The 16,503-nt window shown below is 33.9% G+C and carries 12 protein-coding genes; 4 read left to right on the top strand and 8 right to left on the bottom strand.

Annotated elements, in window-relative coordinates; translation table 11 throughout:
* Nucleotides 1-3 precede the first annotated feature (3 nt).
* Genes Q0787_RS14525 through guaA form a run of 4 tightly spaced genes read right to left on the bottom strand, consistent with a single transcriptional unit; the run spans nt 4 to nt 4,427 of the window.
* Nucleotides 4-546, bottom strand: a complete 543-nt coding sequence (locus Q0787_RS14525; RefSeq protein ID WP_298903563.1) for a DUF922 domain-containing protein — start codon at nt 544-546, stop codon at nt 4-6.
* Complete coding sequence (locus Q0787_RS14530; protein ID WP_298903564.1) at nt 546-947, bottom strand: OsmC family protein; 402 nt, start codon at nt 945-947, stop codon at nt 546-548. Before Q0787_RS14530 ends, Q0787_RS14525 begins: the two co-directional genes overlap by 1 nt.
* Nucleotides 944-2,854, bottom strand: coding sequence for a LysM peptidoglycan-binding domain-containing protein (locus Q0787_RS14535; protein WP_298903565.1), 1,911 nt, complete (start codon nt 2,852-2,854; stop codon nt 944-946). Before Q0787_RS14535 ends, Q0787_RS14530 begins: the two co-directional genes overlap by 4 nt.
* A gap of 37 nt (nt 2,855-2,891) precedes the next feature.
* The gene (guaA, locus tag Q0787_RS14540) at nt 2,892-4,427 is read right to left on the bottom strand and encodes a glutamine-hydrolyzing GMP synthase (RefSeq protein WP_298903566.1); all 1,536 of its coding nucleotides are present in this window, start codon (nt 4,425-4,427) and stop codon (nt 2,892-2,894) included.
* 211 nt (nt 4,428-4,638) lie between these two features.
* Between guaA and Q0787_RS14545 the strand changes: the two genes are divergently transcribed.
* Nucleotides 4,639-5,613 (top strand): cadherin repeat domain-containing protein, encoded by a 975-nt coding sequence (locus Q0787_RS14545; protein WP_298903567.1) that lies wholly within the window; start codon nt 4,639-4,641, stop codon nt 5,611-5,613.
* Between the two features lie 91 nt (nt 5,614-5,704).
* Here Q0787_RS14545 and bshC read toward each other — a convergent pair whose 3' ends face one another.
* Nucleotides 5,705-7,306 (bottom strand): bacillithiol biosynthesis cysteine-adding enzyme BshC, encoded by a 1,602-nt coding sequence (gene bshC / locus Q0787_RS14550; RefSeq protein ID WP_298903568.1) that lies wholly within the window; start codon nt 7,304-7,306, stop codon nt 5,705-5,707.
* Nucleotides 7,307-7,428: 122 nt separating this feature from the next.
* Here bshC and Q0787_RS14555 point away from each other — a divergent pair, with 122 nt between their 5' ends.
* A complete protein-coding gene (locus tag Q0787_RS14555; protein ID WP_298903569.1) occupies nt 7,429-9,927 on the top strand; it encodes a M14 family metallopeptidase in 2,499 nt (832 codons plus the stop codon).
* Between the two features lie 70 nt (nt 9,928-9,997).
* Here the strand turns inward: Q0787_RS14555 and argS are convergent, their stop codons facing one another.
* Entirely contained in the window at nt 9,998-11,782 is a 1,785-nt protein-coding gene (gene argS / locus Q0787_RS14560) for an arginine--tRNA ligase (RefSeq protein ID WP_298903570.1), read from the bottom strand.
* A 508-nt stretch (nt 11,783-12,290) separates the two neighbouring features.
* Between argS and Q0787_RS14565 the strand changes: the two genes are divergently transcribed.
* Both Q0787_RS14565 and Q0787_RS14570 read left to right on the top strand, forming a co-directional pair.
* Complete coding sequence (locus Q0787_RS14565; RefSeq protein WP_298903571.1) at nt 12,291-14,345, top strand: tetratricopeptide repeat-containing sensor histidine kinase; 2,055 nt, start codon at nt 12,291-12,293, stop codon at nt 14,343-14,345.
* Nucleotides 14,346-14,384: 39 nt separating this feature from the next.
* Nucleotides 14,385-15,017, top strand: coding sequence for a chromophore lyase CpcT/CpeT (locus Q0787_RS14570; RefSeq protein WP_298903572.1), 633 nt, complete (start codon nt 14,385-14,387; stop codon nt 15,015-15,017).
* On the opposite strand, the gene ctlX is transcribed toward Q0787_RS14570, so the two are convergent.
* Nucleotides 15,014-15,946 carry a citrulline utilization hydrolase CtlX gene (gene ctlX / locus Q0787_RS14575; RefSeq protein WP_298903573.1) on the bottom strand — a complete coding sequence of 311 codons (933 nt, stop codon included), beginning with the start codon at nt 15,944-15,946 and terminating at the stop codon, nt 15,014-15,016. The two genes, Q0787_RS14570 and ctlX, sit on opposite strands and share 4 nt — an antisense overlap.
* A gap of 48 nt (nt 15,947-15,994) precedes the next feature.
* Nucleotides 15,995-16,390 (bottom strand): STAS/SEC14 domain-containing protein, encoded by a 396-nt coding sequence (locus Q0787_RS14580; RefSeq protein WP_298903574.1) that lies wholly within the window; start codon nt 16,388-16,390, stop codon nt 15,995-15,997.
* Nucleotides 16,391-16,503 lie beyond the last annotated feature (113 nt).

Consider the following 16,503-nt stretch of genomic DNA (forward strand, 5'->3'; position numbering starts at 1 on the left):
ACCCTACTGAGACTTGAAGTCTTCAAATTTTTTAAGTTCAGATTTCACAAACTCCGACCAAATGGCTTGCTGCTCTTTATTGATTGAATTCTGACTTTGAGTATCGTAGGCATTCTGCATTTTTGCGAGATCTTCATTAGCTTTAACATGAACACGCCTAAGATCTTCTTTAATCTGTTGTGACATTTTAAGTCTTGAAATTTGATAGCGTAATATCCTTACATGCAATTCTGTAATATCAAAGTGTAACTGTTCATGTGCTAAAATATGATCATCACCTTTGGCCTTTATATACCATGATTTTTCTGGGTAAAAATGTGCATTGGCTTGTGCTTTAAAACTCACCAATCTCTTATTACTTTCCTTAACAGAAAATGAGAATGTAATTCCAGAAGCAGTGACTGCGACGGCATCTGTATTGGTGTCTACAGGACCTCTAAAATCAGCCCAGGTTAGTTTTTTTGATTCACTCCACGGAATCTTAACCTCATTGTTTTCGGGGACAATGAGTACACTCAATACAACAATTAAAATTCTTAATAACATTAGTTCCAGTTAAAAGTGATATCCTTTTCGATATCAGGGTGTAAACTGTAATGCACAGGGCAAGTATTTGCTGTACGTTCTAAAATTGTTCTTGTTTTTTTATCAGCTTCGAAAGGGAAGTCTAATACAACTTCAATTTTAGAAATACGTCTAGGATCACTAGCCATTGTTTTGGTGACATGAGCCGTTGTGCCTGTCATATCAACGTTTAAATCTCTAGCTTTTATTCCCATAACAGTAATCATGCAACTTGCTAATCCTGTAGCAACAGTATCTGTAGGTGAAAACGCTTCTCCTTTGCCATTATTGTCTGTTGGCGCATCTGTTATAAAAGAATTGTTTGATTTAAGGTGTGTACTTTCAGTTCTTAAACCACCTAAATAGGTCACTTTTGATGTCATAATTTGGCTTCTACAATAGTTAAATTATCATATTTCACAATATACACAGCTTCGTTGTAATAGCCTCCAAATAGTTTCTTAGAATATCTAAATTTATTCTCTACGTATTCAGTTTCAATATCTCCAGAAGATGCTTGATAGAGGTCATCTGCACTAGCCAGACGTAATAACAAATCTAAAGTTAAATCAAAGCCTCTTACAGCATACCTATTAGGGCTAACATTGTATTGTCGTCTATAAGCTCTTACAAACGCATTTCTCGATGAAGAAATATCTGTTGTCTTGTTAGGAGATGGGTAATGAAATTTTAAATTAGACAAGTGGTAATTAGAAATCTCACGTCCTTCAAATGCTCTATTTTTATCTGTAGTCATTAAGACAACTTCTTTATTATCAGAAATAAAACCGTTAATCATACTAATAACATTAGATGCAAACCCTTCATTATCGGTTTCTAAGAACACGATATTTCTTCCATTTACAAATACATTTTCTAAATCGGTTTGATATACGAAATAAGCCTCTTCGCCTTTCTTATTTTTTCTAGAAAAAATTTGTTTTGCTAACGGAAATTCTTGTTTCAGTTTATCACTAATTCTCTTATGTTTAGAATCTGAAATAATAACAATATGCTTTGACAATGAATCTGACTTTACAAAATTGATAATTGTCTCTTCCAATAAATCGTTTGAAGGAATGGTTTGAAATACATTGTCATATAACTTTTCTGGCATCGTCAATGGCGATAATACAGGAACGTTATCTTTCTTCAACTCTGTGGCTACGCGATCTAGATTTTTAGACAGTAAAGGGCCTATAACGGCATCATATTCAGAAAAATCATTATCATTTAATATTTTAGATATTTCCGAAGGTTGATTTTTTGTATCAAACACTTTAAGATATGTTGATATCCCTAAACGTTTGGCAGAATCTATCGCCATTAAGGCTCCTGCATGGAAATCTAAAGACACTTTAAGTAAGGCATCTTTTCGTATGGCTTTTTTGGCCTCTTTAACAGAATCTACATCAATACGATGTGTTCTATAAGGCATCATTAAAGCAATTTTTTTACCACTAAAATTAGTTAGACTGTTTGATAAATTTGTGTTTTCTACATCTTTTATAACAAGTTCTGTCTTAGCCGTTTGAGGAACTCGCAATACCATGCCTAATTTAAGCCCGCCCGCTTTTAATTCTGGATTCAAGGCTTCTAACTGTTCTTGTGTAACCCCAAGTTTTCTATTGAGTGCCATGTATCCTTCACTCTTTAAAACCGTATAATAATTGTAATTTTCTTCAACAGTTTTTTCTTCATTATCACTAATATTAGGCACATTAACTTCTTGCCCTGGTTGTAAAACGTCTCCTAAATTTGGATTTAGCCCTTCAAGTTCTGGTACTGTAATGCCAAATTTATAAGCCACGCGCCATTTACCTTCCTTTGGTAATACTTTATATTTCTTTACAGTATTGTTAAAAGATACTTGGCTTACAATAGTTTTATATCTTGGGATTTTTATTCTGTCACCTTTACGCAAGTTTTCAGAATATAAGTACGTATTATGCTTTTTTATGTCTTCGATAGAAACGTTATAATCTTTCGAAATACTATATAAAGTCTGTTTACGCTTTACTTTGTGCTTTTTGAAACCTATAACTTCTCTTACGGTTTCTGGTATAGGTTCATTTTTAACTCTTGATGTTGGAATAATCAAAACCGTATTAAGGTCTAGTTTATTTTTAGCATCTGGGTTAAGCGCATAAATATCGAAAGGTGTGACTAAATATATCTTAGCAATATCTTCTATCGTCTCTCCTTGCTTAACTTTATGAGTTTTATAATCTTGTGCAAAAGCAGATATACTGCATAACATGACAAGAACTATTAGAATGATTTTTTTCATTTATAATCTATTTACCTAATCTATATATTGAACGTATTTATTCCCATTCAATTGTAGCTGGTGGCTTTGAACTTATATCATAAACCACTCTATTTACACCTTTTACTTTATTTATAATTTCATTTGAGGTCTTTTGTAAAAACTCATATGGAAGGTTTACCCAGTCTGCGGTCATACCATCTGTACTCTCGACAGCTCTTAAGGCAACACACTTTTCATATGTGCGCTCGTCTCCCATTACTCCTACGCTATTTACAGGTAATAAAATCGCTCCTGCTTGCCATACTTTATCGTATAGATTCCAAGATTTTAAATTATCAATAAACACTGCATCTACCTCTTGTAATATACGAACATTTTCTCTAGTTAGACTACCCAGAATACGAATTGCTAGTCCTGGTCCAGGAAATGGATGTCGTCCTAAAATGTTTTTATCCATTCCCATAGATGCGCCTACACGACGTACTTCATCTTTAAATAGTGCTTTTAATGGCTCTACAACTTTAAGTTTCATAAAATCTGGCAATCCTCCTACATTGTGATGACTTTTTATAGTTGCGCTTGGACCTCCAGTAGCCGAAACACTTTCTATAACATCTGGATAAATTGTACCTTGTGCCAACCATTTCACATCTTTAATAAGATGAGCTTCATCATCAAAAACCTCAATGAACACACGACCAATTGCTTTTCGTTTTAGCTCAGGATCGCTTATATCTTCCAAGGCATCCAAAAAGCGTGCCGAAGCATCAACACCTTTTACATTAAGCCCCATTCCTTCATATTGTTCAAGTACGCTTTCAAACTCATTTTTTCTTAGCAATCCATTATTCACGAAAATACAGTACAAATTATCCCCAATAGCTTTATGTAATAAAATTGCTGCTACAGATGAATCTACACCTCCAGACAACCCTAAAACAACCTTATCGTTGCCTAATTGGTTTTTAAGAGCCGCTACAGTTTCTTCAACAAACGAATCTGGAGTCCAATCTTGCTCTACGTTTGAAATATGAACCAAGAAATTTTCGAGCAGTTGCTTCCCATCTGTAGAATGATAAACTTCTGGATGAAATTGAATAGCATAAGTTGTTTCTCCGTCTATCTTAAATGCGGCATTTTCTACATCGTGAGTACTAGCCAGCAAAACTGCATTTGCAGGCAAGTGCTTTATAGTATCACTATGGCTCATCCAAACTTGACTACCTTTTGAAATACCAGTAAAAAAATCTTCATCTTCTTTCACAAAATTTAAGTTAGCTCTACCATACTCTCTCGTATTAGAAGGTGCCACTTCACCTCCCGAAAAATGAGCTAGATATTGTGCGCCATAGCAAACTGCTAAGAGCGGTTTTTTTCCTCGAATTTGCGATAAATCTGGATGAAGGACATCTTCTCCCCTTACCGAATTTGGACTACCAGATAATATGACAGCTTTAAAACTTTCTGAATCTGATGGAATTTTATTAAATGGATGAATTTCGCAGTAGATGTTTAACTCTCTGACGCGACGCGCAATTAGCTGAGTATATTGCGAACCGAAATCTAAAATTAGGACTTTGTTGTGTTGCATGTGCAAAAGTAATAATTGATTTTAGATTGACGATTTCTGATATGCTATTTTTTGAATATTTTTTTAACATTTAAAGTTGATGTATATGTGTTAATATTTCAACTGGTCTACCATTTGTCCACCTCCATTTTTAGCGCATCTAAAATCTTGATTATAAGTTTACAAGGTCATTAAGTTGACCCACACTTTTAAATCACAAAACCAGCATATTATGAAATCTATTTTAAAAAAAACAGTCTATTTATGCATTCTTTTTTCAACGTTTATCTTATCTAACTCATGCAGTAGCGATGATGGACCAACAACTCCTCCTATAGTTGTTTCCAGTATTAATAACACTATAAACGAACATCCGGAAAATGGAACATTCATTGGTATTATTACAACTGATATGACAGGAACTTTGTCTTTTAGCATTGCATCTCAAACGCCAATCGATGCTTTTAGCATTAACAGTACAACAGGAGAAGTTTTGGTCAATGACAATACAAAATTTGATTATGAAATCAACGCCTCTTTAAATGCAACTATATCTGTAACAAACGGCATGAACACCGCCACAAGTTCTGTAAACGTCATGCTAAACAACATTGATGATATTGCATTCTTCCTTTCTAACTCGCAAGAGGCTTATAATACTGCTGGAGTTGGAGACTGGATAACAATTACTGAAGCTGAATACAACACTTTAGCCACATCTTTAACTGATATCACAAAAACGAGTACTACAGATGAACACTATGATTACGACGTCAATATTAGTACGGCATCAAGTTCAGCCAACGGCATATCATTTGCCAATGACAATGGCGCCACTATCCCAACAAACAGTTTTCTTTTTGCCTTTAAATACTATACCGCTAACGGCCCGATTCCAAATACAACAAAGGTTAAAACATCTACCTCTAGCGCAACTACAGGATATTCCGACTTAGGTTCTGTATTACCAGAAGTGCATCAGACTGGCAACCATTATTTTGTATTAAAAGGAAATGACATCAGAACAAATAACACTGGTTATCTAGGAATATACACCAACTTAAATTTAGGTTTTAGAGTTATTGATGATCCAACCAATTATAATTTCACTTTTAGCGACAACAGTGATCTTGATAATGTAGGAGGTACAAATTCTGCCATAATAATGTATCAAGGTTTGAGTAGTACACAAAAACAATGGGATTAGATTTTAGGAGCGTTATAATCTTAAAAAAAACATTAAACACCTGTTAGTCAAAGAAGTAAATCTTCCTAATCCATAGCTGGAAGGTTTACTTTTATAGTGTTACAATAGAAAATTCTCCATTTAAAGGCTCTAATTCTTCTATTAACTTAGGAATAAGTGTTGCACCATAATCCAAATAGAATTCAGAGAAATTCATATTTCGCTCTTGAAGACTTTGAGAAGGAAATAATTCGTCTTGAAGCTCTGTAACGCGTTCTAAATAATTACTTAATTTTCGTTTTTGAGCTTTAAGCAATCGCTTTTCTAGATGCTCTAAACCTTTAATTTGTTTTCGCTCCTGAGCAGCAACTGCTCCTTTAAACGATTTATCGGTTTGCTCAGCAAGTTTATATAAAGCATCAAATTGCGCTTCTAAATGTGTTTTTTGAGAAGAAAAATCAATATCAATTTCCGATATTTTCTGTGTTACTTTTGTTTTTAAGTCATACTGATTCAAAAACAAATCTTTAATCGAAACATCTAATTTTTGAAGTTTCTCTTTATGCTTATCTGTAATGAGTAATACCGAATTACGCAACAATAACATTGGAAATGTGACGTTCTGCGCTTCAAAGTTTGACTTAAGTTCTAACCAATACGCCAGTTCCCCTCCGCCTCCAATATAGCAAAGGTTTGGTAAAATCACCTCTTGGAATAACGGTCGCATTATCACGTTTGGACTAAAGCGTTCAGGGTGTTCTGAGAGTACGTTTTGTAGCTCACTTTTACTCCAAGAAACATCTGTATTGAGCACCTGATAGTTACCTTCTGTTTCTACAATTCGTTCTCTTATCCCCTCATTAATATAAAACAAATTGATGGCTCTAGGGTTAACTTGAATTTTATAATTACCCTCTAAAGCATGAAGCTGTTCATTAGAATGGGACACTTTATTAAATGATGTTTGATGTATCAATTCATCCTCAACATACGGAATAAACAATCGTTTTAAATCAATATCGTTGCCATCTATAATAACCAATCCATAATCTTTAAATAAGGTATTAACCAAATAACGCATGGCGTCGGTTAAATTTTGATGTTCTATATATGCGTTTTCAAATAATTGCTTCAATTCTAAAGCACTGGTTGTTGAATTCAGCTGATTTGAAAACACTTCAAATACGTGATTCAACCCATCAAGTTGTAACTCTCCAACAGCTCCAGACGCCTCTCTATTCCATTGTACTTTCTGTCCTCTAAAATTAAAATAATTGATTTCATCAAAGTCATGATCTTCGGTCGCCATCCAATAAATGGGTACAAAATTTTGTTCTGGATATGCTTTTTTTAACTGCTTACATAAATTAATGGTAGAAATAATTTTATAAAAGAAATAAAGCGGCCCCGTAAACAAATTGAGTTGATGCCCAGTAGTTATTGTAAATGTGTGGTCTTCTTTGAGTGCATTAATATTACGCTGTGTTACTTCGGAAATATCAACTGATTTATATTGGCGTTCTAATGCTTTAACCAATATAGCTCTTGTATTACTGTTAAACGACTGCTGTTTTTCTTGGATTTGAGCTTTAAAATTCTCTAGCGATGGAAATCGATTGTAAAATGGTTTTAAATCTTCTTTTTCATCTAAATAATCGCACATCAGCGAAGAAAAATAATGGGTTTCTCTAAACGGAATACAGTCTGTTGGCATAGTTATGGTTCAATTCTCGTGTAAAGATAATGCTCTTAACTTTTTTTAAGTCCTAAATTTTAGTTAATTCAATGGCACTTCATATCTTTACTCATTATCACAATCAAATTAGTTAAAAATCTATGATTAAATCATTAGCTTTTCTCGTCACATTTCTATGTTCTGTCACAATTTCTGCTCAAAACCTACAATCTCCTTCTCAATTTTTAGGATACGATTTAGGCACAAAATTCTCAAGACATCATCAGGTAGTAGATTATTTCAAACATGTTGAAAGTCAAAAACCACTACAAGTTAAACTCGAAACATACGGTAAAACCAACGAAGGACGAACTTTAATGTTAGCCTTTGTTTCTTCCGAAGAGAATCTTAAAAACCTTGAAACCATAAGAACAAACAACCTTAAAAACGCAGGTCTGTTAGAAGGAAATCCTAGTTCTAACGATGTCGCTATTGTATGGTTAAGTTATAATGTTCACGGTAACGAAGCATCAAGTACGGAAGCCGCTATGAATACCATATATAAACTGCTCACTGAGAAAAAAGAGTATCTAAAAAACACAGTTGTTATCATAGATCCTTGCATTAATCCAGATGGTAGAGACCGTTATGTAAATTGGTATAATGAAACGGCAAGCCTACCTTATGATATCGATCAACAAGCTAGCGAACATCAAGAACCTTGGCCTAGTGGACGGCCAAATCATTATTTATTTGATCTTAACAGAGATTGGGCTTGGGCAACTCAAGTTGAATCGGCATCTCGATTAAAAGCGTATAACAAATGGATGCCACATATTCATGTTGATTTTCATGAGCAAGGCATTAACGAACCTTATTATTTTGCCCCTGCAGCCGAGCCGTTTCATGAAGTTATAAGTGACTGGCAGCGAGATTTTCAAACGCAAATAGGAAAAAACCACTCCAAATATTTCGATGCTGAAGGTTGGTTATACTTTACCAGAGAGCGTTTCGATTTATTATACCCTAGCTATGGTGACACCTACCCAACCTATATGGGAGCCATTGGTATGACCTACGAACAAGGCGGTCATGGACGCGCAGGACTCGGGATTTTAAACGATGAAGGCGATGTTTTAACTTTAGTAGATCGATTAACACATCATACAGTAACAGGGTTATCTACAGTAGAAATTTCTTCAAAAAATGCTAAAAAATTAAATACGGAGTTCGCTAAATTCTTTGATAATTCTAATCTCAAATATAAAAGTTATGTCCTACAAGGTCATAGAGATAAAATAAACCAACTAACAAAATTACTTGATAAACACGATATTAAATATGGCTATGGTTTAAACAGTAAAGTTAGTGGTTACAAGTACTCAACAGCAGCTCAAGGCCAAATGACGACATCTTCTAAGGATTTGATAGTGAGCACCAACCAACCTAAAGGAAAAATGGTAAAGGTCTTATTTGAACCTAATACTAAATTAAGTGATTCTCTTACTTATGATATTACGGCATGGAGTGTTCCTTACGCTTATGGTTTAGATGCCATTGCAAGTAAAACTCCTGTTCAACAAACAGAGACTGGTTCTATACGCATACCAGCTTCAATAGTAGATCCTTCACCAACGGGTTACGTTTTAACATGGAATAGCTTACAAGATGCTCAGTTTTTAGCCGATTTATTAAAAAAAGGCATCAAAGTTCGGTTTACAGAAAAACCATTTACCGCTCAAGGCGAAACATTTAATAGAGGTTCACTAATTATTGTAAGAGGCGACAACAAAAAGGTTTCTAATTTTGATGCCATTGTAAAAGACGTGGCATCATCCCATGATCGCGTTTATAAAGCGGTGTCTTCTGGGTTTTCTAAATCTGGACCAGATTTTGGTTCGCCAGATATCAAATTGGTTAATCCTCCTAAAATTGCTATGCTCTCTGGAGATTACACTTCATCCTTAAGTTATGGAGAACTATGGCACTTTTTTGAACAACAGTTAAAGTATCCTGTCACATCAATTAATACCGATGATTTAAGTGGTACTAACTTGTCTAAATACAACGTCTTAATCATGCCTAATGGTTATTATGGTGGCCTATTAAATGACAATCTAATGACCAAACTCAAAACTTGGGTGCGTTCTGGAGGAAAACTCATTGCCATAGATGGTGCCCTTAATAGTTTTGCTGATAAGGAAGGTTTTGGATTAAAAAGAAATAAACCAGCAGATGCATCTGAAACCGATAATGAAGATGCTAAACGCATCAAATATGCCGATCGAGAACGTGATTATACTAAAAACCTAATCACAGGAGCTATTTTTAAAACCGATGTAGATAATACGCATCCAATGGCTTTTGGATATGATGATAACTATTTTACCTTAAAGTTAGGAAGTTCATCATATAGCTTATTAGATGGTGGCTATAATGTGGCATATCTTGGGCAAAATCCTAAAAATGTATCTGGTTATGCCGGAAAAGACGCTCTAAAACGACTAGATAACTCATTGGTTTTTGGTGAACAGCGTATGGGTAGTGGAAGTATTATCTATTTAGTTGACAATGTAATGTTTAGAAGTTTCTGGGAACATGGAAAGCTCTTTTTTGTTAACTCCATTTTCTTTGTCAATAATAATTTAGTAGAATTATAAAATTTAGTAACGACATAAAAAAAAAGCTCAAGACTTGTTCTTGAGCTTTTTTTTATATCAACTTTTTAAATTACATACGCTCTGGCACATTAATACCAAGTAAACCAAAGGCATTTTTTATAACATTGGCCACTGTCTTAGATAATTCTACTCTAAATGCTTTTTCGGCAGTCGTATCAGCACCAAGAATTGATACATTCTGATAGAATGAACTAAACTCTTTTACCAAATCATAAGTGTAATTTGCTATAAGCGCAGGACTGTAATGATCCGCAGCATTTTGAATAACTTCTGGAAACAATTCGATTTGTTTAAGTAATTCTTTTTCCTTGACATGTAGAACCAAATCGTTTAGATCTAATGTTTTGTTTGTTTCTATATCAGACTTTCTTAAAATAGACTGTATCCTAGCATATGCCATTTGTATATATGGCGCTGCATTTCCTTGGAAATCGATGGATTCCTTAGGGTCAAATAAAATACGCTTTCTTGGATCGACCTTTAAAATAAAATATTTTAAAGCACCTAAACCAATTGTATTATAAAGTGCTTTCTTTTCATCATCAGAATAGCCATCTAATTTACCTAATTCTTCAGAAATTTCACCAGCTGTTTGTGCCATTTCATCAACCAAATCATCAGCATCTACAACAGTTCCTTCTCTACTTTTCATTTTTCCAGAAGGCAAATCAACCATACCATAGCTCAAATGATATAGGTTGTCCGCCCAATCAAAACCAAGTTTTTTGATAATTAAAAATAAAACCTGAAAATGATATTCTTGCTCATTTCCTACGGTATACACCATACCTCCAATATCAGGAAAATCCTTTACACGTTGAATTGCAGTTCCAATATCCTGAGTCATGTAAACAGCAGTACCATCACTACGTAATACTATTTTTTCATCCAGTCCTTCTTCGGTAAGATCGCACCAAACAGAACCGTCTTCCTTTTTGAAAAACACTCCTGTTTTTAAGCCTTCTGCAACAAATTCTTTCCCGAGCAAATAAGTCTGACTTTCATAATATAATTTATCAAAATCAACACCAATATTTTTATAGGTGATATCAAAACCTTCATACACCCAACCATTCATCATTTCCCATAAGGCAACAATCTCCTCGTCTCCAGATTCCCATTTTCTAAGCATGTTTTGAGCTTCAAGTAATAGAGGTGCATTCTTCTTCGCTTCCTCCTCTGCTTGACCATTTGAGATTAAGTCTTGAATTTGTTTTTTGTACTCCTTATCAAACTTTACATAGTAGTTTCCAACGAGCTTGTCTCCTTTTAAGCCAGATGATTCTGGTGTTTCACCGTTTCCAAAACGTTTCCAAGCTAACATACTTTTACAAATATGAATTCCTCTATCGTTTATAATTTGTGTTTTATAAACCTTTTTGCCAGATGCTTTTAAAATTTCAGAAACGCTATACCCTAAAATCACATTTCGAATATGTCCCAAATGCAAAGGTTTATTTGTGTTAGGTGAAGAATACTCTACCATCACAGCTTTCCCATTAGAATTCGTTTCGGCAAAACCATAAGATTCATTATCCTTTATACTATTGAAAAACTCCAAATAGTAGGCATCGTTAATTTCAACATTCAAGAACCCTTTAACAACGTTAAATCCTTTGACTTCTTGAACGTGATCTACCAAATATTCACCAATCTGTTCACCAATTTGAACAGGGTTTCCTTTTACAACCCTCAGCATTGGAAATACTACTACAGTAATATCGCCTGCAAACTCTTTGCGAGTTGCTTGAAATTCTACCGATTCTAAGTCCGCATTAAAAACAGCTTTAACTGCCTGTTTTACATTGTGTGATAGTGTTTCCTGAAGATTCATTATGATACTTTTTTATAAGTCTGCAAAGATAGGTTTTTTATTAAAATTTAGGGATGCTCCAGAGCTTTAATTGATTCGATCTTAAATCACTGGAAACATCCTATATCTCATTGCAACGCAAAAAAAACATTTACCTACAACGCACTTATAGATTCAATTAGCATAAAATATTGATAATCAATAATTTAAATTTAAATAATCTGTAACATGCATTTCATCGATAAAAGTGTCGTTTTTCTATGTTTTTTGCCGTTTATCTATTCGTCGATAATTTTGTGAATTTCAATAGTCACTTTAACTAATTTATAGGCATTAAAACCTAAAAATTAGGGTTTCAGGCGCTTTTTATTCATTTTTGGTATTGCTATTAATCAAAGTCCCAAACGTTGATGAAACTTAATAATCAATCTTTAATGAGATTGGCATTATTATTTAAACACTCTAACTATCCAACCCTAATGACGGTTTTGTGTGAAAATAGTTTTGCGATTAAAACTCTAATCAAAGTATGAAGCAGTTAATTACATTAGCTGTTTTATGTTCATCGTTCTTCTGTTTTTCACAAGCAAGCGAGATTGATAGTCTTACCCTGCGTTTATCTTTTCAAAAACAAGACTCATCTAAAGTAGACACCTCTTTGAGGTTAGTTAAAGCGCTCTATGAAGCTAAGAGTTACAAAAAGGCACTTACCTACATTGAAAATGCAGAACGTCTATCGAAATCTTTAAATCATACCAAAGGTATTGCAGATATTAATTATTATAAAGCATTAATCTATGCTCAAAAAGATGATTATTACAACGCTATTGACGGTTATAACAGATCAAAGCGTTATTACATGCAACTTGGAGATACTTTAGGTATTGCCAAAGTAAACAACAGCATTGGTTTAATAGAAATTAAGCGTGGGAATTATACTGTTGGTTTAGAAAATTCATTGTCTGCGATTCAAACCTTTGAATCTAGAAATCTAAGAAAAGAATTAAGTTCGGCATATAACAATCTGGCCGAAGCCTATTACAATACAAAGCAAGTAGATAAGTCTCTTGAATTTAATATTAAAGCACTTAACATTAGAGAGCAACTGAGAGACAGTATTGGTATAAAAACATCCACTAGAAATATTGCATCATTGTATTCTGAAAGAAAAGAACACAGAAAAGCAATTGAATACTATGAAAAAGTTCTAAAACTTCTAAACCCAAATACCGATCAAAAGTTAAAAGGTGAAATTCTGCCACGCATTGGCGCAGAGTATCTTCAATTCAAAGATTACGTAAAAGCAAGACAATATTTGGTTGAAGGGTTGACTTTTAATAAGCAAAACAAAAATCTGGACGGTACACTTAGAGCGTTAAACGCTATTGGAGACCTTAACATCCAGCAAAGAAATTATAGAACAGCTAAAGGTCAAATTGATGAGGCCTATGCTATTGCTACGACAATTGACAATAAACTCGAGTTGTTAAAAAACTACAAGCTACACAAAGAGCTAGACTCCATAAATGGTAAATTTCAAAATGCATTCTTTTGGCAGGGAAAATATTTCACCCTAAAGAGTGAACTTGACAAGGAAAATTCGCCTAAACTCCCTGTTATTACACAACCCATTGAAATTAAACCGCTCATTGAAAACCAAGAGGATTTCGATGCATTGGCTAAGCAACAAAAAGAAGATGAGGACGCTATCTTTGAAAAGCGATTGAAGGCAATTTCATATATTCTAGGAGCAGCATTCTTAATAGTATCGACCATACTTTTATTGATTTATCTAAAACGGAAAAACACTCTAAAATTTAATAGAGAACTGCAAGAAAAGAATGAAAAAATTAAAATTCAGAACACAGAACTGTCTAAAAAAACAACGCACCTCGAAGAAGTGAACAGTGTTAAAGACAGGCTTTTCTCGATTGTATCTCACGATTTAAAAGACTCCATATCATCAATTAAAGGGTTTATCGATTTACTCAAAGAAGATGGAATTTCACGTGAAGAGTTCTATGATTTAGTTCCAGAATTAAGTGAAAACGCCGATAGTGCCTCACAATTATTATACAACCTCTTAAACTGGTCTAAATCTCAAATGCAAAATTTAGAGCCTAAGCCAGAACTATTCAATATACAAGAGGTTTTTCAAAATAAAATCAACTTAGTTGAACAAAAAGTTGAACAAAAGCGTATCGTACTTATTGATGAATCGCATCGCGACTTTATTTATGCAGATAAAAGTATGATCGAAATTGTGATTCAAAACTTAATCACAAATGCAGTTAAGTTTACTCGAGTTGGAGATGTGATTACCGTATCTAATAGTGATCATGATGGTAAGAGTTTGATTTGTGTAGAAGACACTGGTGTTGGTATTTCTAGAGAAAACGTAGATAAATTGTTCCAGAATGGCACCTTTAGCACCCGAGGAACAAGTAACGAAAAAGGAACAGGTTTAGGATTAACAATTTGCAAAGAATTAGTAGAGCTCAATAAAGGTAGGATTTGGGTAGAAAGCACACTAAACGTTGGAACAAAATTTTACGTTGAACTTCCAAAAATCAAGCCAGCTTAGTAATCATTTTTTGGTATCTTTCTAAAAAATAAATCAACTATGCTACGTCAACTACTTCTATTACTTATTGCAATATCTCTATTTAATTGTAAAAATGACACCTCAAATTCACAAGACAATTTGTCTTCCGAACACTTGTCAGAACTTTTCGCTCTAATGCAAGGCTCCTATAATTCTGAAATTCAATCCCAAGTAGACTCCACTTATTATAATATCTCACTTCATATGTATCCTATATGGAAAGACAAAGGAAATTTCTTGTATGTAGAACAGGCACTTAATTCTAAACAAGATCAACCTTATAGACAACGTATTTATGAGGTTACGCAATTAAATGATAGTGTCTATAGTTCTGCCATTTATACTATTGAATACGATTCTTTATGGATAGGAAAATGGAAAACGCCAGAAGCATTTGATACGCTTAATTTAGACAAAGTCACCAAAAAGGAAGGCTGCGAAGTGCTATTAAAACGACTGGAATCTAACTTATATCAAGGTGAAACTGGAGAAAAAACATGTGAGAGTACTCTTTATGGCGCATCTTATGCCACAAGTGAAGTAGAAATTATGGAAGATAAAATCATTTCATGGGACAGAGGCTTTGATGACAAAGGTGATCATATCTGGGGCGCCGAAAAAGGAGGCTATATTTTTATAAAACTAGACTAAGCCTTTGGTAAAAATACTTCTGCCATCATACAACGTGCACTCCCACCACCACAAGTTTCGATAGTTTCTAACGAACTTGACAAGATTGGACAAAATTTTTCAATATCTGCAACTTGCTTAGGAGTTAAACTGTCATGAGCAGCTTTACTCATTACAAGATAACGCTGATTATTATGTCCTTTAACCTGCAACATATTACCCGCAAAATGATGCATTTGTGTTTCAGAAATATCTATTATGGCTTTTCCGTCGGTTTTAAGGTGCTTAATAACATTCTTACGTTCCTTTTTATCATCAATAGTATCAAGACATATTACCGAGAATTTTTCAGCTAAACACATCATAACATTAGTATGATAAATGGGTAAGCGCTTACCATCTACCGTTTGATTTGCGGTGAATACAACAGGTGTATACTCGAAATCCTCGCAAAACTCAATAAATAACGATTCATCTGCTCTTGCAGACAAGGCACAATACGCCTTAGCATTCACACGATCTAGAAGTAAACTTCCAGTACCTTCTAAAAAGATGTTCTCATCTTCAGCACTAGTATAATCAATAATGTTTTCAATTCTAAAACCTTCTTTTTCCAAGCGTAATAATACATCTTCTCGACGCTCTCTTCGTCTGTTTTCAGCAAACATCGGGTACAGACCCACATCACCATTTTCATGAAAACTCACCCAGTTATTAGGGAATATAGAATCTGGTGTATCTTGAGAAGCCACATCTTCCTCTACAATAACCTGAACACCAACGGCTCTTAATTTTGCAACAAAATCATCAAATTCCTTTTGAGCCTTAGCATTTATTTCGGCATTTTTTAAATTTAAATCTTCTTGGAAATAATTATTTACAGCCGTTTCTTCATTCATCCTAAAGTTCACAGGACGAATCATTAAAATTGTATTTGTAGTTTGTGACATTTCAAAAAATTAAAGTGCCGTAAAATTAACTAATTTTAATGTAGAATTCTACATCGCACTTTTATTATTTTGATTCATAAGTAACCAGTCTAAAGCATTCTGTCGCTCTCTAAATATTTTAATATTCCAATTGTTATGCTTATTAATATCCATAACAATTTGGGTGGCCATTTCTGCGCTCTGACTATAAACCACAACAGCTCTAAATGCAATAAAATCACTGAATTCGCCCATAGCTATCTGAGCTTCAAATGTATATGAATAGGCATTTTCTTTATTAATGAGAAGAGAAATTGGTTTGTCTTTATCTAAATGAGATTCTAATAATTTTCGGTAAGCTGCAACCATTGACGCGTCAATTAAAACGCCTTCGTTTATAATGACTTCGGCTATGTGAGACTCTAGAATAGAAATCTTTCCGAAGGGTAAAATAAAAACTTTCATTTAGCTATTAGTTTAGAGGGATAATCAAATTTAAGTTAACTTTGAATGCTTTTGATTTTATAGCTATAAAGAAATAAACAACATATTAACAATTGATCTTATTCTTAAAATTT

Source organism: uncultured Psychroserpens sp., from assembly GCF_947492715.1.
GTDB lineage: Bacteria > Bacteroidota > Bacteroidia > Flavobacteriales > Flavobacteriaceae > Psychroserpens.